Source organism: Mycobacterium neumannii (genome assembly GCF_002245615.1).
Lineage (GTDB): Bacteria > Actinomycetota > Actinomycetes > Mycobacteriales > Mycobacteriaceae > Mycobacterium > Mycobacterium neumannii_A.
Genome location: NZ_NKCO01000013.1, coordinates 50499 through 76071, shown reverse-complemented (window position 1 = coordinate 76071; position 25573 = coordinate 50499). Strand labels below are relative to the sequence as shown.

The 25573-nt window shown below is 67.1% G+C and carries 23 protein-coding genes and 1 tRNA gene; 14 read left to right on the top strand and 10 right to left on the bottom strand.

The window, feature by feature from the left end; translation table 11 throughout:
• Positions 1-32: 32 nt before the first annotated feature.
• Positions 33-106 (bottom strand) — tRNA-Leu (locus CEX88_RS16225).
• 92 nt (positions 107-198) lie between these two features.
• Between CEX88_RS16225 and CEX88_RS16220 the strand changes: the two genes are divergently transcribed.
• The 6 genes from CEX88_RS16220 to CEX88_RS16195 all read left to right on the top strand — a co-directional run bounded on the left by CEX88_RS16220 (position 199) and on the right by CEX88_RS16195 (position 6094).
• The gene (locus CEX88_RS16220) at positions 199-831 is read left to right on the top strand and encodes an ANTAR domain-containing response regulator (protein ID WP_094294267.1); all 633 of its coding nucleotides are present in this window, start codon (positions 199-201) and stop codon (positions 829-831) included.
• A gap of 181 nt (positions 832-1012) precedes the next feature.
• A complete protein-coding gene (locus CEX88_RS16215) occupies positions 1013-2227 on the top strand; it encodes a branched-chain amino acid ABC transporter substrate-binding protein (protein WP_094294266.1) in 1215 nt (404 codons plus the stop codon).
• 82 nt (positions 2228-2309) lie between these two features.
• Complete coding sequence (locus CEX88_RS16210) at positions 2310-3356, top strand: branched-chain amino acid ABC transporter permease (RefSeq protein WP_066850210.1); 1047 nt, start codon at positions 2310-2312, stop codon at positions 3354-3356.
• A complete protein-coding gene (locus tag CEX88_RS16205; RefSeq protein ID WP_094294265.1) occupies positions 3353-4522 on the top strand; it encodes a branched-chain amino acid ABC transporter permease in 1170 nt (389 codons plus the stop codon). The genes CEX88_RS16210 and CEX88_RS16205 overlap by 4 nt, the downstream gene beginning before the upstream one ends.
• Complete coding sequence (locus tag CEX88_RS16200) at positions 4519-5346, top strand: ABC transporter ATP-binding protein (protein ID WP_094294264.1); 828 nt, start codon at positions 4519-4521, stop codon at positions 5344-5346. Before CEX88_RS16205 ends, CEX88_RS16200 begins: the two co-directional genes overlap by 4 nt.
• Positions 5330-6094 (top strand): ABC transporter ATP-binding protein, encoded by a 765-nt coding sequence (locus CEX88_RS16195; protein ID WP_094294263.1) that lies wholly within the window; start codon positions 5330-5332, stop codon positions 6092-6094. The genes CEX88_RS16200 and CEX88_RS16195 overlap by 17 nt, the downstream gene beginning before the upstream one ends.
• On the opposite strand, the gene CEX88_RS16190 is transcribed toward CEX88_RS16195, so the two are convergent.
• The 4 genes from CEX88_RS16190 to CEX88_RS16175 are packed head-to-tail and all read right to left on the bottom strand — an operon-like array spanning position 6095 to position 8613.
• Positions 6095-6316 carry a DUF167 domain-containing protein gene (locus CEX88_RS16190; RefSeq protein WP_082961878.1) on the bottom strand — a complete coding sequence of 74 codons (222 nt, stop codon included), beginning with the start codon at positions 6314-6316 and terminating at the stop codon, positions 6095-6097. It lies immediately after the preceding gene.
• On the bottom strand, positions 6313-6990 hold the full coding sequence (locus CEX88_RS16185; protein WP_476638873.1) for a YwaF family protein: 678 nt from the start codon (positions 6988-6990) through the stop codon (positions 6313-6315). The genes CEX88_RS16190 and CEX88_RS16185 overlap by 4 nt, the downstream gene beginning before the upstream one ends.
• Entirely contained in the window at positions 6980-8179 is a 1200-nt protein-coding gene (locus tag CEX88_RS16180; RefSeq protein WP_094294300.1) for a lipid-transfer protein, read from the bottom strand. The genes CEX88_RS16185 and CEX88_RS16180 overlap by 11 nt, the downstream gene beginning before the upstream one ends.
• A complete protein-coding gene (locus tag CEX88_RS16175; protein ID WP_094294261.1) occupies positions 8176-8613 on the bottom strand; it encodes a Zn-ribbon domain-containing OB-fold protein in 438 nt (145 codons plus the stop codon). Before CEX88_RS16175 ends, CEX88_RS16180 begins: the two co-directional genes overlap by 4 nt.
• A gap of 286 nt (positions 8614-8899) precedes the next feature.
• On the opposite strand from CEX88_RS16175, the gene polA reads away from it, so the two are divergent.
• Positions 8900-11560, top strand: a complete 2661-nt coding sequence (gene polA / locus CEX88_RS16170) for a DNA polymerase I (protein WP_202931530.1) — start codon at positions 8900-8902, stop codon at positions 11558-11560.
• Positions 11561-11598: 38 nt separating this feature from the next.
• Positions 11599-12834, top strand: a complete 1236-nt coding sequence (locus CEX88_RS16165) for a threonine/serine exporter family protein (protein ID WP_094294259.1) — start codon at positions 11599-11601, stop codon at positions 12832-12834.
• A gap of 5 nt (positions 12835-12839) precedes the next feature.
• On the opposite strand, the gene CEX88_RS16160 is transcribed toward CEX88_RS16165, so the two are convergent.
• Positions 12840-14006 (bottom strand): PrsW family intramembrane metalloprotease, encoded by a 1167-nt coding sequence (locus CEX88_RS16160; protein WP_094294258.1) that lies wholly within the window; start codon positions 14004-14006, stop codon positions 12840-12842.
• A gap of 191 nt (positions 14007-14197) precedes the next feature.
• Between CEX88_RS16160 and rpsA the strand changes: the two genes are divergently transcribed.
• Entirely contained in the window at positions 14198-15646 is a 1449-nt protein-coding gene (rpsA, locus tag CEX88_RS16155) for a 30S ribosomal protein S1 (RefSeq protein WP_066850194.1), read from the top strand.
• A gap of 73 nt (positions 15647-15719) precedes the next feature.
• On the top strand, positions 15720-16931 hold the full coding sequence (gene coaE, locus CEX88_RS16150; RefSeq protein WP_094294257.1) for a dephospho-CoA kinase: 1212 nt from the start codon (positions 15720-15722) through the stop codon (positions 16929-16931).
• A gap of 4 nt (positions 16932-16935) precedes the next feature.
• On the opposite strand, the gene CEX88_RS16145 is transcribed toward coaE, so the two are convergent.
• Both CEX88_RS16145 and CEX88_RS16140 read right to left on the bottom strand, forming a co-directional pair.
• Positions 16936-17460 (bottom strand): hypothetical protein, encoded by a 525-nt coding sequence (locus CEX88_RS16145; RefSeq protein ID WP_094294256.1) that lies wholly within the window; start codon positions 17458-17460, stop codon positions 16936-16938.
• A 196-nt stretch (positions 17461-17656) separates the two neighbouring features.
• Positions 17657-18163, bottom strand: a complete 507-nt coding sequence (locus tag CEX88_RS16140; protein WP_202931529.1) for a ribonuclease FAU-1 family protein — start codon at positions 18161-18163, stop codon at positions 17657-17659.
• A 62-nt stretch (positions 18164-18225) separates the two neighbouring features.
• Between CEX88_RS16140 and uvrB the strand changes: the two genes are divergently transcribed.
• The 4 genes from uvrB (at position 18226) to CEX88_RS16120 (ending at position 23196) form a co-directional block, all read left to right on the top strand.
• Positions 18226-20376, top strand: a complete 2151-nt coding sequence (gene uvrB / locus CEX88_RS16135; protein ID WP_094294254.1) for an excinuclease ABC subunit UvrB — start codon at positions 18226-18228, stop codon at positions 20374-20376.
• 63 nt (positions 20377-20439) lie between these two features.
• The gene (locus tag CEX88_RS16130; protein ID WP_094294253.1) at positions 20440-21234 is read left to right on the top strand and encodes a ribosome hibernation promotion factor; all 795 of its coding nucleotides are present in this window, start codon (positions 20440-20442) and stop codon (positions 21232-21234) included.
• A gap of 47 nt (positions 21235-21281) precedes the next feature.
• Positions 21282-22694, top strand: coding sequence for an MFS transporter (locus CEX88_RS16125; protein ID WP_094294299.1), 1413 nt, complete (start codon positions 21282-21284; stop codon positions 22692-22694).
• A gap of 226 nt (positions 22695-22920) precedes the next feature.
• Positions 22921-23196: a hypothetical protein gene (locus tag CEX88_RS16120; RefSeq protein WP_066850175.1), complete on the top strand. Its 276-nt coding sequence runs from the start codon at positions 22921-22923 to the stop codon at positions 23194-23196.
• 90 nt (positions 23197-23286) lie between these two features.
• Here CEX88_RS16120 and CEX88_RS16115 read toward each other — a convergent pair whose 3' ends face one another.
• Both CEX88_RS16115 and CEX88_RS16110 read right to left on the bottom strand, forming a co-directional pair.
• The gene (locus CEX88_RS16115; RefSeq protein ID WP_094294252.1) at positions 23287-23946 is read right to left on the bottom strand and encodes a UdgX family uracil-DNA binding protein; all 660 of its coding nucleotides are present in this window, start codon (positions 23944-23946) and stop codon (positions 23287-23289) included.
• A gap of 37 nt (positions 23947-23983) precedes the next feature.
• Positions 23984-25525, bottom strand: a complete 1542-nt coding sequence (locus CEX88_RS16110; RefSeq protein WP_238382087.1) for a glycosyltransferase family 39 protein — start codon at positions 25523-25525, stop codon at positions 23984-23986.
• Positions 25526-25573: the final 48 nt, after the last annotated feature.

Genomic DNA, 25573 nt, shown 5'->3' with positions numbered 1-25573 from the left:
ACGCCGAACCGGATCGACCTGCTGATTCTCGGTGCCCTCGGTGAGACTCGAACTCACACTGTCACGATTTTGAGTCGTGTGCCTCTGCCAATTGGGCTACGAGGGCTGTAGTAGTTGGACGGCTCTGTTGCGCGGCTTACCACCTTAGATGATGCCCCGAACTCGCTGAACGGCACCGCTACCGCCACAATGGCTTCCATGGCAACCGCTGCTGGGGCACCGCCAGAGGCCGGTAAGGCCCGCCGTGTGCTCGTCGCCGAGGACGAAGCGCTGATTCGGATGGACTTGGCCGAGATGCTCCGCGAAGAGGGCTACGAGATCGTCGGCGAGGCCGGCGACGGCCAGGAGGCCGTCGATCTCGCCGAGAGCCTCAAGCCCGACCTCGTGATCATGGACGTCAAGATGCCCCGTCGCGACGGCATCGACGCGGCGGCCGAGATCGCCAGCAAGCGCATCGCGCCGATCGTCATCCTGACCGCGTTCAGCCAACGAGAACTGGTCGAACGCGCCAGGGATGCCGGTGCCATGGCCTACCTGGTCAAACCCTTCACCGTCACCGACCTCATCCCGGCCATCGAGGTCGCGGTGAGCCGCTTCGGCGAGATCGCCGCGCTGGAGCAGGAAGTGGCCACATTGGCCGACCGGCTGGAGACGCGCAAGCTCGTCGAACGGGCCAAAGGTTTGCTGCAGGCCAAACAGGGGATGACCGAGCCCGAGGCGTTCAAGTGGATTCAACGTGCCGCGATGGACCGGCGCACCACCATGAAACGCGTCGCCGAAGTGGTCCTCGAAACCCTCGACACACCGAGCGACGCGCCGGAGTCGAGCTAACTTCGCCACCCCGTAAAAAGTGCGTTTCCGATGGCGCGGTTTGACCGCGACGGCCGCGACGCGTCGTTCAACACCGCGCACCAGCGCCGAGCGTTGGCTATGGTCTTCCCGGAACGTCGCCGCCCCCGCCCGCCGGGCCGAGGCGCCGGAGCCGACTAACACAACGACCCGGAGGTGAAGCGTGCGCGGTCGCATGGCACGGAAAGCATTTGCTATCAGCAGCGCTGGTCTGGTTGTGCTCGGCATAGCCGGCTGCCAACAGGCCGAGCCGACCGAGGGCGGTGAGGCACAGACCGATCTGAAGATCGTCGAACAGGTACAGATCGACGAGAACGGCGCCGAGGTCAAGGCCGACGAGAGCGCCGCGCCTGCCGACCCCGCCGGTGACGGCAACGCGCAGTGCCCGCCGGTGTCGCTGGCGATGGCCGGAGCGCTCAACGGTCCCGATGCGGCATTGGGCATCAACATCAAGAACGGCATCCAGCTGGCCGTGGACAAGCACAACGCCGCGAACCCGGGTTGCCAGGTCCAGCTGAAGACCTTCGACACCGAGGGCGATCCGCAGAAGGCCACCCAGATCGCACCGCAGATCATCAACGACGCCTCCACCATCGGCCTGATCGGTCCCGCGTTCTCCGGTGAGACCATGGCCACCGGCGACGTCTTCAATCAGGCCGGTCTCGTCGCCGCCACGGCCTCGGCCACCAACGTGACGCTGTCCGACAAGGGCTGGCGGACCTTCTTCCGCGGTCTGGGCAACGACGGCGTGCAGGGCCCGTCGGTGGCCAACTACCTGAAGAACACCCTCGGCCACAAGAAGGTCTGCGTCGTCGACGACAGCACGGACTACGGCCTGGGCCTGGCGCAGACCGTTCGTCAGACGCTGGGTCCGGTGGCCGACTCGTCCTGCAACATCTCGGTCAAGAAGGGCGACAAGGACTTCTCGGCGGCCGTGACCCAGATCAAGGGCGCCACCCCCGACTCGGTGTTCTTCAGCGGTTACTACGCCGAAGCGGCGCCGTTCGTGCAGCAGCTGCGGGACGGCGGGTACGAGGGAACGTTCGCCAGCGCCGACGGCACCAAGGATCCCGAGTTCGTCAAGCAGGCCGGCGACGCGGCCAAGGACGCCGTGCTGTCCTGCCCGTGCGGCCCGGCCACCGGCGGCTTCGCCGACGAGTACACCAAGAAGTTCAACCAGGCACCGGGCACCTACAGCAGCGAGGGCTACGACCTGGGCACCATCCTGCTGAAGGGCATCGACTCGGGCGCCGTTACCCGCCCCGCGCTGCTCGACTTCGTCCGCAATTACGACGGTCGCGGTGTGGCCCGGCAGTACCAGTGGACTCCGAACGGCGAGCTGACCACCAGCTTGATCTGGATCTACAAAGTTCAATAGCCGCTGAGGCGAACGCGTCCGAGACCGAAAGGCTCGGACGCGTTTTCGCTAGAGGCCCGTTCCCGCGAGGAGCCGCCACCGGATGACCGGGATCCCACCCGAGTGCGTCGACCAGTACACCTGCTTGGCCGCCAACATCAGCTTCAACCTCGACGGGTTGCGAGACGGCTTCTGGCAGTTGACGATCGACGGACTGTCGTGGGGCGCCATCTACGCGCTGGTGGCCGTCGGCTACACGTTGGTCTACGGCGTGCTGAAGCTGATCAACTTCGCGCATTCGGAAGTGTTCATGTTCGGCATGTTCGGCGCGTACTTCTGCCTCGACATGATCCTGGGTTTCACACCGAGCGGTAACACCTACAACAGGGGCATCGCCCTGACGGTGCTGTATCTCGGTATCGCCATGCTGTTCGCGATGGCGGTGTCCGGTGCCACCGCGGTCGGCCTGGAGGCGGTGGCCTACCGACCGCTGCGACGACGCAAGGCCGACCGACTGTCGTTTCTCATCACCGCGATCGGCATGTCGTTCGTGCTGCAGGAGTTCGTGCACTTCATCCTGCCCAAGATCATCGACGGGTACGGCGGATCCAATGCCCAACAACCGATCCGGCTCGTCGCACCCGAAACCCAGTTCACGGTGTTCGGTTCCGCGGTCTCCAACATCACGCTGATCATCGTCGGCGCGGCGCTGGTTCTCGCCCTGATGACCGATCTGACCATCAACCGGACCAGGTTCGGGCGCGGGATCCGGGCGGTCGCCCAGGACCCGGACACCGCGACCCTGATGGGCGTCTCGCGCGAACGCATCATCATGACGACGTTTTTGATCGGCGGCCTGCTGGCCGGGGCGGCCGCGCTGCTGTACACGCTGAAGGTGCCGCAGGGCATCATCTACTCCGGCGGCTTCCTGCTCGGCATCAAGGCGTTCTCGGCCGCGGTCCTCGGCGGCATCGGCAACCTGCGCGGCGCCCTGCTGGGCGGGCTGCTGCTCGGCATCATGGAGAACTACGGGCAGGCCGTGTTCGGGACCCAGTGGCGTGACGTCGTCGCCTTCGTGCTGCTGGTTCTCGTTCTGTTCTTCAGGCCGACGGGGATACTCGGCGAAAGCCTCGGGAAGGCGCGAGCATGAGGGCCAGCGAGAAGGTCTTGGCACCCGGCGACGCACTGCGTCGTTGGTGGGACGGGCTTTCCCGCGTGCAGAAGTGGGGCTTCGGGTTAATCGCCTTCGGCCTGCTCGCGCTGCTGCCGCTGTTTCCGCCGCCCTTCCTGAACACGCCGAACATCAGCTTCGGCGGCACCATGGCGCAATTCGCGATGGTCGCGATCATCGCGATCGGCCTCAACGTCGTGGTCGGCCAGGCCGGTCTGCTCGACCTCGGCTACGTCGGGTTCTACGCCGTGGGCGCGTACACCGTTGCGCTGCTGACCAGTCCGAACAGTCCGTGGAACAAGATGGGCGCCACGGGGTGGTTCAACGAGGACTGGGCGTGGCTGGCGTGTGTACCGCTGGCGATGGCGATCACCGCGCTGACGGGTTTGATCCTGGGAACGCCGACGCTGAGGTTGCGCGGCGACTACCTGGCGATCGTCACACTGGGGTTCGGCGAGATCATTCGCCTGCTGGCCGACAACCTCTCGGAGGTGACCAACGGGCCGCGCGGCCTCAACGAGGTCGCCTACCCGCGAGTCGGGGCGAGCGAACGCGTGCCCGACGGCGTCTTCTCGAGCGGCAACTCCGCGGGCGACGCCAACTACGGGACGTGGTGGTTCTGGTTGGGCATCGTGCTGATGATCGGGATCCTGGTCCTGGTGGGCAACCTCGAACGCAGCCGCGTGGGACGTGCCTGGATCGCGGTCCGCGAGGACGAGGACGCCGCCGAAGTGATGGGCGTCAACACGTTCCGGTTCAAGCTGTGGGCCTTCGTCATCGGCGCGGCGATCGGTGGGCTGTCGGGCGCGCTGTACGCCGGTCAGGTGCAGTTCGTGGCCCCACCGACGTTCAACATCATCAACTCGATGCTGTTCCTGTGCGCGGTGGTGCTCGGCGGGCAGGGCAACAAGCTCGGCGTGGTGGTCGGCGCGTTCATCATCGTCTACCTGCCGAACCGGTTGCTGGGGGTGGAGTTTCTCGGCATCAACCTCGGTGACCTGAAGTACCTGTTCTTCGGGCTGGCGCTGGTGGTGTTGATGATATTCCGGCCGCAGGGTCTGTTTCCGGCGCGAGCGCAATTGCTGGCCTACGGCAAGGCCGCCCGCGACCTGCTGCGCTCGCCGGAGAAGGAGTCGGCGCGATGACCATCGAAGAGTTGGCGGGTGTACACCGCGAGATCCAGGCCGCAGAGGGTGAAATCCTGTTGCGGACAACCGATCTCACGATGAAGTTCGGCGGGCTGACGGCGCTGGACTCGGTGTCCTTCGACATCCGCCGCGGTGAGATTCTCGGCATGATCGGGCCGAACGGGGCAGGCAAGACCACGTGCTTCAACGCGATCACCGGCGTGTACCGACCCACGTCGGGCACCGTCACGTTCGACGGCGCGCCGCTGGGCCGGATCAAACGCCACCAGATCACCCGCCGCGGTATCGCCCGCACCTTCCAGAACATCCGATTGTGGGGCGAGATGACGGCCCTGGAGAACGTCATGGTCGGCACCGACGCCAGGCACTTCACCTCGGTGCCGGGTGCGCTGGTCCGCTCCCCGCGCCACCGCCGCGAGGAGCGGTCGGCCATCGAGAGGTCCTCGGCGCTACTGCATTTCGTCGGGATTGCGAACCGCGGCGAGGAGAAGGCGAAGAACCTGTCGTACGGCGATCAGCGCCGGCTGGAGATCGCCCGGGCGCTGGCCACCGAACCCAAACTGCTGTGTCTGGACGAACCGGCCGCAGGGTTCAACCCGCGCGAGAAGGCCGCCTTGATCGAACTGATCCAGAAGATCCGCGACGACGGCTACACGGTGCTGCTGATCGAACACGATATGAGGCTGGTGATGGGCGTGACCGATCGCATCGTGGTGCTGGAGTTCGGGCGCAAGATCGCCGACGGCCTGCCTTCCGACATCCGCGAGGACCCGAAGGTCATCGCAGCCTATCTGGGGGTGCCCGATGACAGCCTCGAATGAAGGGCCGACTGAGCAGGCCCCCGAACGGCCCGTCATCCTCGAGCTGCGCGACATCGTCGTGCAGTACGGCAGAATCCGTGCACTGCACGGTATCTCGCTGAAGGTCCACGAGGGTGAACTCGTCACGCTACTTGGCTCCAACGGCGCCGGTAAGACGACCACCATGCGTGCGATCTCGGGGCTCCTGCCCCTGACGTCGGGCTCGATATGGTTCGAGGGTCAGGACATCAGCAAGGTCAAGGCCCATCAACGCGTGATCCAGGGGCTGGTGCAGGCGCCAGAGGGGCGGGGGGTGTTCCCGGGGATGACGGTCGTGGAAAACCTCGAAATGGGTTGTTACGGCCGTAAATTCCCCTCCCGCTCTGAGCACAGGCAACGACTGGACTGGATCCTGGAGACGTTTCCTCGGTTGGCCGAACGCCGCAGCCAGGTCGGCGGGACGCTGTCGGGTGGCGAGCAGCAGATGCTCGCGATCGGCCGGGCGCTGATGGCCAGGCCGCGGGTGTTGCTGCTCGACGAGCCGTCCATGGGCCTGGCGCCGATGGTGATCTCGCAGATCTTCAGGATCATCGCGGAGATCAACGAACAGGGCACCACGGTGCTGCTGGTGGAGCAGAACGCGCAGCAGGCGCTGAGCCGGTCGGACCGCGCCTACATCCTCGAGACCGGTGAGGTCACACGCACCGGGCATGCCCGGGAGTTGTTGAACGACGACAGCATTCGCGCCGCCTACCTCGGTGTCGCTTGATCAGCTGACCTCGAAGCGCTTGATCCGCGCCGCGGCGCCCGATACCAGCTTGAGCCGGCTTGGCGCGACACCCAGGTGCGCGGCGAGCAGTTTGGTGACGGCCCTGGTGGCCTTGCCCTCGACGGCTCGCTCCCGAACGTAGACCGTCAGCTCGCCGGCGTCGTCGACCTCCACCAGCGGGCCTTTCGCGCTGCCGGGCTTGACCCGGACGACGACGATCATCGCCGTCGCACCCAGGGCCATGTCATCAACGCCCACACGGCGAAGACCAGGGCCGCAGTACTCACGATGTAGACCGGCCATGGCCCGAGGATGTCCAACGCCGACGCGGTCTCCGGTTTGTGGTTCGTGAAGCCGTAATTGGTGTCGGCGATCCTGTTGAACACGACGGTCACCACCGCCCACCCGCTGGTGACCGCCACCGCCAGTCGGTAGTCGCGCCAGTCGGGCCGCAAGCCGCGGCCCCACGTCAGATAGATCGCCGCCCACACCACGAGCAGGTGGATCGCATAGAACGCCAGGAAGCGGTAGTGCGGAAAGTCGGGGCCCCGCAACACCGGTGAGATCAACGCTTGCACGCTCAGCACCAGACCCCAGTAGTAGGTGAGCGCATACGCCCACTGCCGCTGGGACCACAGCGCGTAGGCCGCGACGACGGTCGCCAGGTCGGTGAGCTGAAGCGGCACCGAACCGGCCAGGGTCGGCGGCACCAGGTTGTAGACCAGGATCGCAGCGTAGATCAGCGCGGTCAGCCCGCCGAGCGCACGGCCCCACCGCTGCGCCTGCGCGTCCGTCTGCCGGCGACCCGCCCACACCAGCACGGAGGCGCCGACCATGAACACGGTGATGGCGCCCCAGTAGGAGGGGCCGTACGGTTCGAACTGCCTAGCGAGCAACAATCACGGACGAGCCGTGCCCGAACAGGCCCTGGTTGGCGGTGACACCGACCGTGGCGCCTTCGACCTGGCGGCCGGTCGCCTGTCCCTTCAGTTGCCAGGTCAGCTCGCACACCTGCGCAATGGCCTGCGCCGGAATGGCTTCGCCGAAGCACGCCAGGCCGCCGGACGGGTTGACCGGGATCTTCCCGCCGATCGCCGTCGCACCGCTGCGCAGCAGTTGCTCGGCCTCGCCCCTCGGGCACAGGCCCAGGTGCTCGTACCAGTCGAGTTCGAGCGCGGTGGACAGGTCATACACCTCGGCGAGGCTCAAGTCCTCCGGCCCGATGCCGGCTTCGGCGTAGGCCGCATCGAGAATCTGGTCCTTGAAGACCCGCTCGGGCGCATCCACCACCGCGGTGGAATCCGTTGCGATATCCGGCAATTCGGGCAGATGCTGCGGGTACTGCGGTGTCACCGTGCTGACGGCGCGCACCGACGGAACGCCGTCGACCGAACCCAGATGCTTCTCGGCGAACGACTTGCTCGCCACCACCAGCGCGGCCGCGCCGTCCGACGTCGCGCAGATGTCAAGCAGCCGTAGGGGATCGGAGACCACCGGGCTGGCTAGTACGTCGTCGATCGTGGCTTCCTTGCGGTAGCGCGCGTTCGGGTTGTCCAACCCGTGCTTGGCGTTCTTCACCTTCACCGCGGCGAAGTCCTCCAGCGTGGCTCCGTAGAGGTCCATGCGCCGGCGCGCCAGCAGGGCGAAGTAGACGGTGTTGGTGGCGCCGATCAGGTGGAAGCGCTGCCAGTCGGGGTCGTTCTTACGCTCACCGCCGACCGGGGCGAAAAAGCCCTTCGGGGTGGTGTCGGCGCCGATCACGAGCGCCACATCGCAGAATCCGGCGAGGATATGGGCGCGGGCACTCTGCAGGGCCTGAGAACCGCTGGCGCACGCGGCGTAACTCGACGACACGGGCACACCGTTCCAGCCGAGCTTCTGGGCGAACGTCGAGCCGGCCACGAATCCGGGGTAGCCGTTGCGGATCGTGTCCGCTCCCGCGACGAGCTGAATCTGCCGCCAGTCCAGGCCCGCCTCGGCCAGTGCGGCCCGCGCGGCCACGACGCCGTACTCGGTGAAGTCGCGCCCCCATTTGCCCCACGGGTGCATGCCGGCGCCGAGGATGTACAACGGTTCGGGACTCATGACGCAGGCCTCCATGCGTAGACGACGCGTTCGACGCCGTCGTCGTCGACGAACAGCGGCATCGTGGTCAGCTCCATCTCCATACCGACCTTCAGGTCGGCGGCCAACGTTCCGTCGACGACCTTGCCGAGCACGATCAGACCCTCGTCGGCGAGCTGCACCGCGGCAACGGCGAAGGGCTCGAACGGATCCGGCGACGGGTACGGCGGTGGGGGAGCGTAACGGTTCTCGGTGTAGCTCCACAGAGTTCCGCGCCGCGACAGCGGCACCTGCGCCAACTCGTCACCGTCGCATGCGGGATTGGGACAGTTGTTGGCGCGGGGCGGAAACACATACGTGCCGCACTGGTGGCACTTGCCGCCGATCAGATAGGGCGCTCCGGACCCGTCGGTGGCGAACCAACCGTCGATCGCGGGCTGAGTGGAAGCTGACACCCGCTCAGAGTACCGAGTGGAGCGGCAGAACTGAAACGTGTTCCAGTTCAGTGGGACATGGTCTGACCGTCGTGAGCGTGCTAATTCATCCGACCGCGCCGGCGAGTCGCGGATGAAACCGCACATCCACGGGCCACGTCCGCGGGCCACGTCGGTCGCCGCGGCGGTCGCCGCGGCGGTGGCCTCGATGTCGGCGGCGGTGCCTAGAGTTAGGGCCGTGAGCCCTGCCACCACCGCCACCGGCAAGAAGACGGCGTCCCAGCCGACGGACCAGAAGCCGACATTGATGTTGCTCGACGGCAATTCCCTGGCATACCGGGCGTTCTACGCACTGCCCGCCGAGAACTTCAAGACCCAGGGCGGGCTCACCACCAACGCGGTGTACGGCTTCACCGCCATGTTGATCAACCTGCTGCGCGACGAGCAGCCCAGCCACATCGCCGCCGCGTTCGACGTGTCGCGCCAGACGTTTCGCGTGGACAAGTACCCCGAGTACAAGGCCGGCCGCTCGTCGACGCCCGATGAGTTCCGCGGCCAGATCGACATCACCAAGGAGGTGCTCGGCGCGCTGGGCATCACCGTGCTCGCCGAACCGGGCTTCGAGGCCGACGACATCATCGCCACCCTGGCCACGCAGGCCGAGCAGGGCGGTTACCGGGTGCTGGTGGTCTCCGGAGACCGCGACTCGCTGCAGTTGGTCAGCGATGACGTCACAGTGCTGTACCCCCGCAAGGGCGTCAGCGAGCTCACCCGGTTCACCCCGGACGCGGTGCTGGACAAGTACGGCTTGACCCCGCAGCAGTACCCGGACTTCGCGGCGCTGCGCGGCGACCCCAGCGACAACCTGCCCGGCATCCCCGGCGTCGGTGAGAAGACGGCGACCAAGTGGATCGCGGAGTTCGGTTCGCTGCAGGCGTTGGTCGACAACGTCGACACCGTCAAGGGAAAGGTCGGCGACGCGTTACGGGCCAACCTGTCCAGCGTCGTGCTCAACCGGGAACTGACCGATCTGGTCAGGGACGTCCCGCTGCCGCAGACCCCCGACACCCTGCGCATGCAGCCGTGGGACCGCGACCAGATCCACCGGCTGTTCGACGACCTGGAGTTCCGCGTTCTGCGCGATCGGCTGTTCGACACCCTGGCCTCGGCCGATCCCGAGGTCGACCAGGGCTTCGACGTGCGCGGCGGGGCGCTGGAAGCGGGCGAGCTGGCCGCGTGGCTGGCCGAGCACAGCTCGGGCAAGCGGTTCGGCATGGCGGTCGTCGGCACGCACCTGGCCTACGACGCGGACGCGACCGCGCTCGCGATCGTCGCCGCCGACGGCGACGGGCGCTACATCGACACCGCCGCGCTGACCGACGACGACGAGGCCGCCCTCGCGTCGTGGCTGGCCGACCCTGGACCGCCCAAAGCGCTGCACGAGGCCAAACTGGCGATGCACGACCTCGAAGGCAGAGGCTGGAAGCTCGCCGGCGTCACGTCGGACACCGCGCTCGCCGCGTACCTGGTCCGGCCAGGCCAGCGAAGCTTCGCGCTCGACGACCTCTCGTTACGTTACCTCAAGCGCGAGCTACGCGCCGAAAACCCAGAGCAACAACAACTTTCGCTGCTCGACGACAATGACGGCGTCGATGACCAGGCCGTGCAGACCGTGATCCTGCGGGCCAGCGCGGTGATGGACCTCGCCGACGCGCTCGACGAGGAACTCGCCCGCATCGACTCGCTGGCTCTGCTCAGCAACATGGAGTTGCCGGTGCAGCGGGTGCTGGCCGAGATGGAGACCGCGGGCATCGCGGTGGACCTCGAGCAACTGGGGCAGCTACAGAGCGAGTTCGCCGACCACATCCGCGACGCGGCCGAGGCTGCCTACGCGGTGATCGGCAAGCAGATCAACCTCGGCTCGCCGAAACAGCTGCAAGTGGTGCTGTTCGACGAACTCGAGATGCCCAAGACCAAGCGCACGAAGACCGGGTACACCACCGACGCGGACGCGCTGCAATCCCTGTTCGACAAGACCGGCCACCCGTTCCTGCAACATCTGCTGACCCACCGCGATGCGACGCGACTGAAGGTCACTGTCGACGGACTGCTCAATTCGGTGGCGTCCGACGGACGCATTCACACCACCTTCAACCAGACCATCGCGGCGACCGGGCGGTTGTCGTCGACTGAGCCGAATCTGCAGAACATCCCGATCCGCACCGACGCCGGCCGCCGGATCCGCGACGCCTTCGTGGTGGGCAAGGGTTATGCGGAGCTGATGACCGCTGACTACAGCCAGATCGAGATGCGCATCATGGCCCACCTGTCCAAGGATGAGGGCCTGATCGAGGCTTTCCGCACTGGAGAGGACCTCCACTCCTTCGTTGCATCACGGGCGTTCTCGGTGCCGATCGACGAGGTCAACGCCGAACTCCGGCGCCGGGTCAAGGCGATGTCGTACGGGCTGGCCTACGGCCTGAGCGCCTACGGGCTGGCCGCCCAGCTCAAGATCTCCACCGAAGAAGCCAAGGTCCAGATGGAACAGTACTTCGACCGCTTCGGCGGGGTGCGCGACTACCTGCGCAACGTGGTGGACCAGGCGCGCAAGGACGGCTACACGTCGACGGTGTTCGGCAGGCGGCGTTACCTGCCGGAATTGGACAGCAGCAACCGCAACGTGCGCGAGGCCGCCGAGCGTGCCGCGCTCAACGCGCCGATCCAGGGCAGCGCCGCCGACATCATCAAGGTGGCGATGATCAACGTCGACACGGCGCTCAAAGAGGCGGGGCTGAAGTCGCGGATGCTGCTGCAGGTGCACGATGAGCTGCTGTTCGAGGTCGCCGACGGGGAGCGCGAGGCGGTCGAGGCGCTGGTCCGCGAGCAGATGGGCAACGCCTACCCGCTGGACGTGCCGCTGGAGGTCAGCGTCGGTTACGGGCGCAGCTGGGACGCCGCAGCCCACTAGCGAGCCGGTCGTCGGGTACGGTCCGACACGGGCGCGTGATGGACAGCAAGACCACAGACGACGAAATCCGGTTCCTGGCCCGACTGGGTGTGGCCATGGCCGCGGCGAATTACCCGGTGACCTTGATCCGGCAGATGCTGGGCCGCGCCTCCGCCGCTTACGGCGTTCCCAACGAAGTGATCGTGCTACCCAACACCGTGCAGGTCGTCGGCCCGGCGACCGGCTCGGGAACGATCGTGAAGTCGGCCCATCTGGATCGCGATGTGCGTTTCGACCAAGCTTTCCCGTTGGCGCGCTTGGTTTCCGACGCCATGCGCGGCGCGATCGATCCCGCGGGGGGAGACACCGAACTTGACCGCATCCTGGCCTTGCGGCCCCGGTTCCGGCCGTGGTTGACCGTACTGGGATACGGAGTGTGGAGCGCCGGTCTGGGTCTGGTGCTCGAGCCCACGCCGCTGAACCTGCTCGGCGCCACCGCGCTCGGTCTGATGGTCGGGATTTTCGCCATGGTGGGGCAGCGCTTCGGTGTGCTCGCCCAGCTTCTGCCGGTTGTCAGCGCTTTCTCCGTGGCCGCGGTGAGTATCGCCGTCGCCGAGTACCTCGGGCTCGACCACATCGGGCTGCGCGCGCTGATCCCCCCGCTGGCGATGTTCCTGCCCGGCGCCGCGATCACTCTGGCGGTCATCGAGGTCACCGCCCGAGACGCGGTGTCGGGTTCCAGTCGGCTGGTGGCCGGGTTCGCGCAATTGGCCCAGTTGGCGTTCGGAATCCTCATCGCCGCCCAGCTGCTCGGCGAGGACGTATCGCATCTGAGCGCCGAGCCGTTGAACAAACTGGGGCCGTGGGCCCCCTGGCTGGGGGTCGCGGTCTACGCCGTCGGCGTCATGCTGTTTCTCGGGCCGCCGACGTCGTTTCTGCCGTGGCTGCTGGTGGTCTCCTACGCCGCCTTCACCGCTCAGTACGTCGGCGATTTGGTGCTGGGCAGCTACGCGAGCGGCTTTTGTGGCGGCGTGGTGCTGACCGTGGGTGCACTGCTGTTGAGCCGGCGCCGAGGAGCGCCGCCGGCGCTCACCCTGATTCTGCCGGGCTTCTGGCTCCTGGTCCCAGGCTCGATGGGTTTGATCGGAATCGCCGAATTGTTCGGCGCCGACGGTGACTCCGCGCTGGGCGTCACATTCATCTCGATGATCTCGGTCGCGCTCGGCCTGCAGGCCGGCCTGGTGTTGTGGCAAGCGTTCCGGCGCCCCGGCGGCTGGGTGTTGCGCAGGCGGTGAGCCGGTCAGCGCCCGCCGCGATAGCCGGCCATCGCCTGCAGCACCGGCGCGGCCGCGCGGGCGGCGTAGAGCGCGTATGTCTCCTCGACCAGCATCGCCTGCACGCGCGGATCGCTGAACCCACGATCGATGCGGTCTCGCACGAACGCCAACTCGACGACCTGGCCGGCGAACCGTTTGACCGCGGTGCGGGCGGGGCGCCCTCCCTGGCGCGCGGCCTGGGCGAGCGCCAGCTTGCGGTGCCGTAGCGAGCCCAGCCAGGCGGCCTCGGCGGATGTGACGAGACCGGCCTGCACCATGCCGGGCAGCTTGCTGGCGACGATCGCCTGCTCGCGACGGCGACTCTGCACGCCCAGGACGATCGCCAGCGCGAACAGCGGCATCATCCAGTACAGGTACACCCCGAGATACCACTCGACGCCCAGCAGCGACGAACCGTTCCACAGTGCGTGGGTGAAGACCGCCGCCAGGTAGCCCAGCAGAACGGCGCCGGCCTTGGCGGATGCGTCGCGGCGGTGCAGGGCGAAGTAGACGCCGATCCCGAAGAACGTGGTGAACAGTGAATGCGCGAACGGTGCCATGACCAGTCGTAGCGCGGCTGTCAGCAGCGAGTCTCCGAGTGATTCACCGCTGGCGATGTAGAGGATGTCCTCCAGCCAGGCGAATCCCGCGCCGACCAACCCCGCGTAGACCAGGCAGTCGGTCAGGGAGTTCAGCTCGCGGCGGCGCCGGCCGGTCATCATGACCAACAGGAACGCGCCTTTTGCCGCTTCCTCGATGACCGGGGCGATGACCACCACCGAGACCGCGCTGACCCCGTCGGAGTCACCCGTCACGATCAACGACTCGAGGTAGAGGCCGAGAATCACCGACAACACCACCGCGACCGAGGCGCCCCACAGGAACGCGAAGGCCAACAGACGCGGCGGTTCGGGCTCGAAGCGGTCGAGCCACACGTATGCCAGGACCACGACCACCATGGCCAGGCTCGACAGCACCAGCCCGATCCCGGCCCCGACAGGGTTCAGCGCCGTCAGCCCGATGATGATGAGCCCGACCACGGTGGCGAGCAGGATGAGCACCGCCAGCGGCGCCCCGACCTTGCGGACCTTGCGTTGAAACGGCGGGGCAGGCAGCCAGGGGTGATGCGGGGCGCCGGGATGTGACACCAGAGCAGACTAGCGGCCGGTGGGGACCGAGTTTGTCCAGCATGTGCCCAGTCGAGTAGCCTCTACGGGTACCTGTCTGTGGGTTTCGTCATCTTCCGCGGCGGGTGCAGAGCACGATGTCGGCGCCCGCGCCGAGCCAATAACTCGAATGTCCTAAGTCCCTACGATCAAACCTGTCCGGAGCAACCCACCACATGCCAAGTCCCTCCGTCACCTCGCCGCAAGTAGCCGTCAACGACATCGGCTCGAGCGAGGACTTTCTCGCCGCCATCGACAAGACCATCAAGTACTTCAACGATGGCGACATCGTCGAGGGAACCATCGTCAAGGTCGACCGGGACGAAGTCCTGCTCGACATCGGTTACAAGACCGAAGGCGTCATCCCGTCCCGAGAACTTTCCATCAAGCACGACGTCGACCCCAACGAGGTCGTTTCCGTGGGCGATGAGGTCGAAGCCCTGGTCCTCACCAAGGAGGACAAAGAAGGCCGTCTGATCCTGTCCAAGAAGCGCGCTCAGTACGAGCGCGCCTGGGGCACCATCGAAGAGCTCAAGGAGAAGGACGAGGCCGTCAAGGGCACCGTCATCGAGGTCGTCAAGGGCGGCCTGATCCTCGACATCGGCCTGCGCGGCTTCCTGCCCGCGTCGCTGGTCGAGATGCGTCGCGTCCGCGATCTGCAGCCGTACATCGGCAAGGAGATCGAGGCCAAGATCATCGAGCTCGACAAGAACCGCAACAACGTCGTGCTGAGCCGCCGCGCATGGCTGGAGCAGACCCAGTCCGAGGTCCGCAGCGAGTTCCTCAACCAGCTGCAGAAGGGCGCGATCCGCAAGGGCGTCGTCAGCAGCATCGTCAACTTCGGCGCGTTCGTCGACCTCGGCGGCGTCGACGGCTTGGTGCACGTTTCCGAGCTGTCCTGGAAGCACATCGACCACCCGTCCGAGGTGGTTCAGGTGGGCGACGAGGTCACCGTCGAGGTGCTCGACGTCGACATGGACCGCGAGCGGGTCTCGTTGTCGCTCAAGGCGACTCAGGAAGACCCGTGGCGCCACTTCGCCCGCACCCATGCGATCGGCCAGATCGTGCCGGGCAAGGTCACCAAGCTGGTGCCGTTCGGTGCGTTCGTCCGCGTCGAGGAGGGCATCGAGGGCCTGGTGCACATCTCCGAGCTGTCCGAGCGCCACGTCGAGGTCCCCGATCAGGTGGTGCAGGTCGGCGACGACGCGATGGTCAAGGTCATCGACATCGACCTGGAGCGTCGCCGTATCTCGCTGAGCCTCAAGCAGGCCAACGAGGACTACACCGAGGAGTTCGACCCCAGCAAGTACGGCATGGCCGACAGCTACGACGAGCAGGGCAACTACATCTTCCCGGAGGGCTTCGACTCCGAGACCAACGAATGGCTCGAGGGTTTCGAGAAGCAGCGTGAGGAGTGGGAGTCCCGCTACGCCGAGGCCGAGCGCCGGCACAAGATGCACACCGCGCAGATGGAGAAGTTCGCCGCTGCTGAAGCAGAAGCTGTTGAGGCGTCCGGTTCCAGGTCCAACGGCGCCTCGCGTGGCGAGGAGCAGTCGGCAGGCGGCTCGCTGGCCAGCGACGCCCAACTCGCGGCGCTGCGTGAGAAGCTCGCAGGCAACGCCTAACTCGTAACGACCGAAGGCCCCGGCTCATCGAGCCGGGGCCTTCGTCGTCGAGCGGCCCTGACAGACTGGTGCGGTGCTGCGCATTGGGCTGTCCGGCGGTATCGGCGCCGGAAAATCGACCGTGTCTTCGACTTTTAGCGATCTGGGCGGAATCGTCGTCGACGGTGACGTGATCGCCCGCGAGGTCGTCGAACCGGGGACCGAAGGGTTGGCCAAGCTCGTCGACGCGTTCGGCAGGGAGATCCTGCACGAGGACGGCGCCTTGAACCGTCCCGCGCTGGCAGCGATCGCGTTCAGCGACGAACAGAAGCGTCAAACCCTCAACGGGATCGTGCATCCGCTGGTGGCCCACCGCCGGTCCGAGCTCATCGCGGCCGCGGCCGACGACGCCGTGATCATCGAGGACATCCCGCTGCTCGTCGAATCCGGTATGGCTCCGATGTTTCCAGTGGTGGTCATCGTCCACGCCGACGAAGAGGTGCGAGTGAAGCGCCTGCTCGAGTACCGCGGCTTCACCGAAGAGGACGCCCGGGCGCGGATCGCCGCGCAGGCCACCGAGGAGCAGCGCCGCGCCGTCGCCGACGTCTGGCTCGACAACTCGGGCACCGCGGGTGAACTGGTCGAGCAGGCCCGCGCGCTGTGGCACGAGCGGATCCGGCCGTTCGCCCACAACCTGCACGAAAAGCAGCCGGCCCACTCCAAGCCGGTCCTGGTGCCATTCGACCCGACGTGGCCCGATCAGGCGCGGCGCATCGTGGCTCGGCTCAACACCGCATGCGGGCACCGCGCCGTCCGCGTCGACCATGTCGGCTCCACGGCGGTGCCGGGGATGGACGCCAAGGACGTGATCGACGTCCAGGTGACGGTCGCCTCGCTCGCGGACGCCGACGAACTGGACGACGCGCTGACCGGCGCGGGTTACGTGCGCGGACAAGCCACCGCCGACGTCGCCAAGCCGGATGCCCGCAGCACGGTCGCCGAGTTCGATCATTCGAACGATGATGCGTTGTGGCACAAGCGGATTCACTGCTCAGCCGATCCGGGGCGGCCGACCAACGTTCACATCCGCGTCGACGGATGGCCGGGCCAGCAGTTCGCGTTGCTGTTCGTGGACTGGATGCGTGCCAATCCCGGCGTCCAGGCCGACTACCTGGCGTTGAAGCGGCGTGTCGCCGAGGAGGGGCACGTACACACGGGCGCCTATGCCGACGCGAAGGAGCCCTGGTTCCTCGATGCCTACCGGCGTGCGTGGGAGTGGGCCGACACAACCGGGTGGCGGCCGTGAGGCGTTAAGCCTCGGGGGGCAACGGTGTGCTGACGTCGGGTGTCGGTGCGGTGGCGGCCCCGTCGGTCGGCAGGTTCAGCGGGGCACCGCATTGCAGCACCCCGTACATCGGGTCGTCCTTGGGCCGCAGCAGGCGCGGCGCGATGAACTGGTCGGCCTTGGCCACGATCTGGTCGTCGACGAGGATCTCGCAGTGCAGGTTGGAGCCGTAGGGCCATTCGATGGAGATCTCCATGCCGGCCAGTTGGGGGTCGGCCAGCACCGCGTTCACCTCGAACGTCTGACCGGGTAGCAGCGTGGGCTGCGCGCTGTTGACGTTGTGGTCGTCCATCTTGTACGCGACGACCGCGCCGCGGGAGGTACCGTCCGCACGCGCTCGGTAGATGACGTTGTGCAGAACTTCGGGCGCCGGCTGCGACTCGGTCTCGGCGCTCGGTTGGGCCGCGGCGCCACCCGGGAACAGAACCGAGCCCACGAGCATCGCCGCGGCCGTCGCGCCAGCGGTCCGGATGCGCGTTGTGGGGGACATGCGACGAGAGAATACCGGCCGTACCTGGGCAGACAAATTCGTAGCGGTAGCCATCGACATCAAGATCGGTAACTGCAGGTGGTTCGTTACCCGGAGCCATTCCGCGTCGCGCATGTCGACGCGGCGGGTGCGACGCCCCGGCAGCTCACGGTCAGCTCCCTGCGGAAGCCCTCGACGTCGGGTGGTTCGGGCATGACTACTCATCGCGCCAGGTCAGCGGCATGCCCAGATCCCCAAGCCACCGGTTGAGGTCGTAGTCGTGCCTGGCCAGCCCGTCGATCGCGGCCGCCGCGGTCTGGACCGCCTGTTCTCCGGTCTCGGGCGCCAGCAGGTTGTGCCGGACCGCGGTGAGCAGTTCGTCGACGTCGTGGAGTTCGACGCCCCGGCCGGTGCGAACCGCCAGGTCGAGGTAGTGGTCTTCGGCGTGCCAGACCTTCGAGCCCGGTGTGTAGTGGCCCACGTCCAGGTAGTAGTCCTGGTCGAGCTCGTGACCTGCGTTGAAGTGGAACACCGTCGCGCGCAGCCGCAGCGAGGGCAGCAGCCAGGACTCCAGATAGTGGAACTGGGCCCGGCCCGGGGTCGGACGGGCCATGTAGAGGCCCCAGGGCTGGACCGTGTAGATGTCGACCGCCCGCACGATGCCCTTCGGGTCGGTGTTGGTGCGGGCGACGAGGTCGAACGTCTCGTGTTTGGGAGCGTGGATGACAACAGGATAGGGCGCAGCGGGAATGAACTTGTCGGAGTACGCGCTTACCCTGAGTGATTATGGCTTTCGCTACTGAACACCCCGTGCTCGCGCACTCGGAGTACCGCCCCGTCGATGCGATCGTGCGCACGGGCAACCGCTTCGAGGTGGTCAGCCCCTATTCGCCGGCGGGCGACCAGCCGGCCGCCATCGACGAGCTGGAGCGCCGGATCAAGGCGGGCGAGCACGATGTGGTGCTGCTGGGTGCAACGGGCACCGGTAAGTCGGCGACGACGGCGTGGCTCATCGAGCGGGTCCAACGGCCGACGCTGGTGATGGAACCGAACAAGACGCTTGCCGCGCAGATGGCGAACGAACTGCGGGAGATGTTGCCGCACAACGCCGTCGAGTACTTCGTCTCGTACTACGACTACTACCAGCCCGAGGCGTACATCGCCCAGACGGACACCTACATCGAGAAGGACAGCTCGATCAACGACGACGTCGAGCGGCTGCGCCACTCGGCGACCTCGAGCCTGCTGTCCCGCCGCGACGTGGTCGTGGTCGCCTCGGTGTCCTGCATCTACGGCCTGGGCACACCGCAGTCCTACCTGGACCGCAGCGTCGAACTCAAGATCGGTGACGAGGTGCCGCGCGACGCGCTGCTACGGCTGCTCGTCGACGTGCAGTACACCCGCAACGACATGGCGTTCACCCGCGGCTCGTTCCGCGTGCGCGGAGACACCGTCGAGATCATCCCGTCCTACGAGGAGTTGGCGGTCCGCATCGAGTTCTTCGGCGACGAGATCGAAGAGCTGTACTACCTGCACCCGTTGACAGGAGACGTCGTCCGCAAGGTCGACTCGCTGCGGATCTTCCCGGCCACCCACTACGTCGCGGGCCCGGAGCGCATGGCGCACGCGATCTCGACCATCGAACAGGAACTCGAGGAGCGGCTGGCCGAGCTCGAGGGCCAGGGCAAGCTGCTGGAGGCGCAGCGGCTGCGGATGCGCACCAACTACGACATCGAGATGATGCGCCAGGTCGGCTTCTGCTCGGGTATCGAGAACTACTCGCGTCACATCGACGCCAGGCCCGCCGGTTCCGCGCCCGCCACGCTGCTGGACTACTTCCCCGAAGACTTCATGCTGGTCATCGACGAGTCACACGTGACGGTGCCGCAGATCGGCGGCATGTACGAAGGCGACATGTCGCGTAAGCGAAACCTGGTCGACTTCGGCTTCCGGTTGCCCTCGGCCGTCGACAACCGCCCGCTCACCTGGGAGGAGTTCGCCGACCGCATCGGGCAGACCGTGTACCTGTCGGCGACGCCGGGACCGTACGAGCTCAGCCAGTCCGGCGGTGAGTTCGTCGAACAGGTCATCCGTCCAACGGGTTTGGTGGATCCCAAGGTGGTCGTGAAGCCGACGAAGGGGCAGATCGATGACCTGATCGGGGAGATCCGCACGCGCACCGAGCGCGACGAGCGGGTGCTCGTGACCACGCTGACCAAGAAGATGGCCGAGGACCTGACCGACTACCTGCTCGAGATGGGGATCAGGGTTCGCTACCTGCACTCCGAGGTGGACACGCTGCGTCGCGTCGAATTGCTGCGCCAACTGCGCCTGGGCGACTACGACGTGCTGGTCGGCATCAACCTGCTGCGCGAGGGTCTCGACCTGCCGGAGGTGTCGCTGGTCGCGATCCTCGACGCGGACAAGGAGGGGTTCCTGCGGTCGACCCGCAGCCTGATCCAGACCATCGGCCGCGCCGCCCGCAACGTGTCGGGCGAGGTGCACATGTACGCCGACAACATCACCGAGTCGATGCGGGAAGCCATCGACGAGACCGAGCGCCGGCGTGCCAAGCAGATCGCCTACAACGAGGCCCACGGCATCGATCCGAAACCGTTGCGCAAAAAGATCGCCGACATTCTCGACCAGGTGTACCGCGAAGCCGACGACGTCGAAGTGGGCGGTTCGGGACGGAACGCGTCGCGCGGCCGCAGGGCGCAGGGCGAGCCCGGGCGGGCGGTCAGCGCAGGCATCATCGAGGGCCGTGACACCTCGAACATGCCGCGAGCCGAGTTGGCCGATCTGATTAGGGACCTGACCGAACAGATGATGGCCGCAGCGCGGGATCTGCAGTTCGAGTTGGCCGCGCGCATCCGCGACGAGATCCACGACCTGAAGAAGGAACTGCGCGGCATGGACGCCGCGGGTTTGAAGTAGGACGGACCCCGTCGGGACCTTCGGCCCTAGTCCCGGCCGGTCGCCTCGCGTACAAACGAAAGTATGAGTGACAGAACCGATATCGAATCGCCAGTCCACGTCGACGTGACGACGCGCGGTGATCTTCCCGGCGCGGCCGACTACGCGCGGAGCAAGATCGACGACGTCAGCCGGTTCGCGCACCGACCGTTGACACATGCCCACGTGAAGCTGACGCGCCATGGCGACCCGGAACTGGAACGTCCGGTCATCGCGCAAGCCAATCTCGACGTCGACGGCCGACTGGTCCGCGCTCAGGCTTCGGGCGACACCGCGCGCGATGCGATCGACCGCCTCGGGGAGCGCCTTCGAAGCCAGCTCCGGCGTGCCGCCGAGCACTGGCAGGCTCGCCGCGACGGCCGAACGGTGCGAGCTCCGCAGGACACCGACGAATCCGCGCAGCAACCCAACCGCCTTGCCCTTCCGCCCGAGGAGCGCCAAATTGTGCGGCGCAAGTCGTTCACCCTGGCGCCGTGCACGGTGGACGAGGCGGCGATAGAGATGAACCTGCTCGACTACGACTTCCACCTGTTCACCGAGGAGCGCACTCAGATGGCGAGCGTCCTCTACAGGAGCGGTCCGTCCGAATACCGGCTGGCGCAGGTGCAACCGGCTTCGGAAGACGAACTGGCACCGTTTGAACTGCCGCTGACGATCAGCCCCCACCCGCCGCCATGCCACACCGTCGAGCAGGCCGCCGAGCGGATGGGCATGCTCGGGCTGCCGTTCATGTTCTTCATCCACGCGGCGCAAGGTCGTGCAGCCGTGCTCTACCACCGCTACGACGGCCACTACGGGCTCATCACTCCTGCCGACTGAGGTCGCCGCTTGACCTGAACGACGGTTGAGCTCGTAGCGTGTCCGGCGTGACCGACACCGCGCCGACGACCCCTGCGGGACGCTGGCGCGACCTGTTGGGGCCGAAGTACCTCGGCGCCAGCACCGTCCTGGCCGGCGGCGTCGCGCTGTATGCCACCAACGAGTTCCTCACTATCAGCCTGATGCCCAGCGCGGTGGCCGACATCGGCGGTTACCGGCTGTACGCATGGGTGACGACGGTGTATCTGGTCGCTTCGGTGGTCGCGGCGACCACGGTGCACTCGACGTTGATGCGTTTCGGGCCGCGGGTGTCGTATCTGGGGGCGCTCAGCGTATTCGGTCTGGGCAGCCTGGCCTGCGCCGCGGCGCCCACGATGGAAGCCCTGCTCGTGGGGCGCACGGTGCAGGGGCTGGCGGGCGGGCTGCTGGCCGGGTTGGGCTATGCGGTGATCAATACGGCGTTGCCCGAGTGGTTGTGGACCAAGGCGTCGGCGTTGGTGTCGGCGATGTGGGGCGTCGGGACGCTGCTGGGTCCCGCCGCCGGGGGTCTGTTCTCCCAGTATGGTTCGTGGCGTTGGGCTTTCGGTGCGCTGGCGATTCTGACCGTGGCCATCGGTGTATTGGTCCCGCTGGCGTTGCCCAGACGCACGGGCGCCGACGTCGATGCGCCGCGGACACCGATTCCCGTGTGGCCGTTGATGTTGTTGGGTGGTGCGGCGTTGGCCGTCAGCGCGGCCGGTATCCCGCGCGATGTGTGGCTCACGGTCGCGTTGCTGGGCTTGGGCGCCGTCATGGTGGCGGTGTTCTTGTTCGTCGATCGGCGCCAACCCGCAGCGGTGTTGCCGCCCAGCGCTTTCGGGCGCGCGCCGCTGAAGTGGATTTATCTGACCCTCGCTGTGTTGATGGCCGCAACGATGGCGGACATGTACATCCCGCTGTTCGGTCAGCGACTGGCCGATCTCACACCGGTCTCGGCGGGTTTTCTCGGGGCGGGCCTGGCGCTCGGTTGGACGGTCGGTGAGATCGGCAGTGCCTCGATGAGCGACCGGCGCGCGATCAAGCGCACGGTCGCCATCGCGCCGGCGGTGATGGCCACCGGTCTCGCCCTCACGGCGGTGGCCATGCGCGACGACGCATCGCCCGCCGCGGTAGCGGTATGGGCGGTCGCGCTGATCGTGGCGGGCACCGGGATCGGGATCGCGTGGCCGCATCTGTCGGCATGGGCGATGAGCCGGGTGGACGACCCGTCGGAGGGGCCCACCGCGGCCGCGGCGATCAACACCGTTCAGCTGATTTCCGGCGCCTTCGGCGCGGGGCTGGCCGGAGTGCTGGTGAACATGACCGACAGCGGCGATGCGACGCCGGCGCGGTGGCTACTCGCCGCATTCGCCGGGCTTGCCGCGCTGGGCTTGATCGCGTCGACGCGAAGCGGCCGGCCGCGCTGTGGTGAGCCGCTTTAGCCGAGGACGCCAAAGCTCACCAGACCGCCTCCGGCTGGCAAACTGACGTCTCCCAACCGAACTGTGCGACAGCCTCATTCAGCGCACTCTGGACGGCTTTGCGCCGGGCTTTGCTGTTGCGAAGTGAGCCACGCCGGGCGCAGGCGGGATCGTCGAACGAGGATCGCGCGTATAGGATCGACGCGGGTGGGAACCGATAATTCATTGCAGTAGTGAGGGATTGGTCGTGAGCGTAAAGAAGGTCGGAGTGCAAGCGGGACTTGTCGGTGCACTGGCGTTCACTGCCTTGGGCGTCGGAGCGGGTGTCGCCAACGCCGAGGTAGCGGTGACCAGCACACCAGGCGTGACCTGGAAGCTCGACAAGTGGGATGACTGGGACGACTGGGACAAGCGTCGTGGTCCGCGCTGGGACGGCCCGGCCTACTACGGTCCGCATTACGGCGGTCCCTGCGCCTGGGTGCCTCCCGCCGTCTCGATGTGGGTGCCGCCGGCCGCCTGCTAGCGGAATTGCCGCCAACGGCGCCGAACGTGAGCTTGTTGTCGAACTGAGCTCGAATCTTCGGTCACAACCTCACGTTGGGCGCGATAAGAGTCAGCCGCGTGCACGCAGGCCGTCGGCGAACCGCAGATCGGACACCAGCGCGTCGAAGGCTTTCTCCCGATCCTGCGGTGGCCCGCGCAGCACCGATGACGGATGCACGGTCACGGCGACTTCGGGTGCGACGTCGAGCTCCTCGATCGCCGGGAGTTCCAGCGGCTCGCCGCGGTGTGCGGTCAGCCGAAACTTGCTGCCCAGCAGCGACTGTGCGGCGGTCGCACCCATCAGCACCAGCACCTCGGGTCTGACGGCATCCAGCTCGGCCAGCAGCCACGGTCGGCATGCCACGACTTCCGTGCGGCCCGGCGTCTTGTGGATCCGCCGCTTGCCGCGTTCGGGCAGTGTGAACTTGAAGTGCTTGACCGCATTGGTCACGTACACCCGTTCACGGTCGATACCGGCCTGCACCAGCGCCTTGTCCAGCAGCTTGCCCGCGGGGCCGACGAACGGCTGTCCGGCCTTGTCCTCCTGATCGCCGGGCTGCTCACCGACCAGCATCATGTCCGCGCCGGAGGAACCGCCGCCGAACACGACCTGCGTTGCGTCGAGGTACAGATCGCATCCCTTGCAACCGTGCGCGGCGTCGGCGAGCGCATCGAGCTCGCGGGTCTCGGGTACGAACTCCGCCGCGGTGTGGGCTGGCCTTGCGGGCATGGGAAACGGTTACCCGGTTATACAGCCGCCACTCGCGCTACCGGATCGACTTGACCACCTGCGCGAAGCTGAACTGCCAGCGCTCGACGATCCGGAAGCCCATCGCCTGCGGCACCCGGTACGCAGGCGCTCGGCGCAGACGCGGTCCCGGGTCCAGCGCGCGCCCGCTCTCCCGATCCGGAACGGTGGCGTCGCGTTGTGACACCGTCCACAACACGGTGCAGGGCCGAAGCCGGTCGGCCACACCCCAGATCCCAAGATGGAAGTCCCACAAGCGGTTTCGGTCCGCTGCGCGGCGACCGCGGCCGGGGTCGACGAGGGCCGCGTACGCCTCGGGGCGCGCTGCCGTCAACGGGCGAATCGGGCCGGGCGCCCAGTTGGTGGTGTTGTCGAGGACCAGGCAGTCGCCGGGGGAGGCGTTCGCCGTCAGGACGTCGGCCACCTGGCTGAAGTCCATGCCCTCCTTGGCGTAAGGACCTCGCTGTTCGAGCAGATAGTTCGGGGTCGCCGCCACCGCCAGCGCGGTCAGCACCACCGCGACGGCCTCACGCGTCCTGGCGACCGCGGTGATGCCGACCGCCAACAGCAGCGCCATCGCCGGCGAGGTGTAGCTCAGATAGCGCGGGTAGTACACGGGCTCCCACCACACGGAGTACAGCAGCAGCACTGCCGTCGGAAGCACGATCCACGCAGCGCTGATCCCCACCAGCGACCGGACGCCGCGATCCGTCGGCCGGAACCGTCGCATCGCGAGCAGCGCCAGCACCAGCCCCGCCGTGACCGCGAACGCCACGCTGTGGTCGAAGTACTGCTCCTGCACCACTTCTGCGACCGTGTGCCAGCCCGGCGGCCTGATCCACCGCACCTGGGCGACCTGCGTCCTGCTGAACGCCAGAAACGGGGCCATGACCGCGATCGCCACCGCGGCCGTCACGATCCACCGGCGCGCGACCGCTCGCGGTGCCGCCACCGCGGCCAGCGTCACGGCGTGCACGAGCACCATCAGCACGACGAAGATGTTCAGCAGCGACGACCCGACCAGCGCCAGCCCGTAGCAGACCCACAGCCATCTGGCGTTGCGGCGGACCGCGAGCAGCAACAACACCGTCAGCCAGACCGCCGCGGCCACGGTCAGCGCATAGGACCTCGCCTCGATACCCGCCCACGTGACGCGCGGCAGGATCGCCAACACGATGCCCGCACATACGGCCGTCGTCCGCGAGGCGAAGCGGCGCGCCAGGACGACGAGGCCGCCGCTCGCCAGCCCGACCGCGAGGCAGCTCGACAGCCTGGAGTAGAACTCGGTGACCGGAAACACCGCGAACCACCCGTGCATCAGCAGGTAGTACAGGCCGTGCACCGCGTCGATGTTGTGCAGCAGGCCCCAGAGTTGGGGGATCGACCGCGTCGACGCCGAGATCGTGGCCGCCTCGTCGAACCACAGCGACGGCCGAGCCGCGCCCGCCGCCGACACCGCGACCGCGAACAGTGCAGTCAGCGCGGCGTCGAACCGGCCGGCGCGAAGGGATCCCGACAGGTCGAGACGCGCGAGGCGGTGCGGTCCCAGCGACAGATCCACGCCCTGTTACCCACCCTTCCCGCGAACGGCAAAACGCTAGCGTGCGCG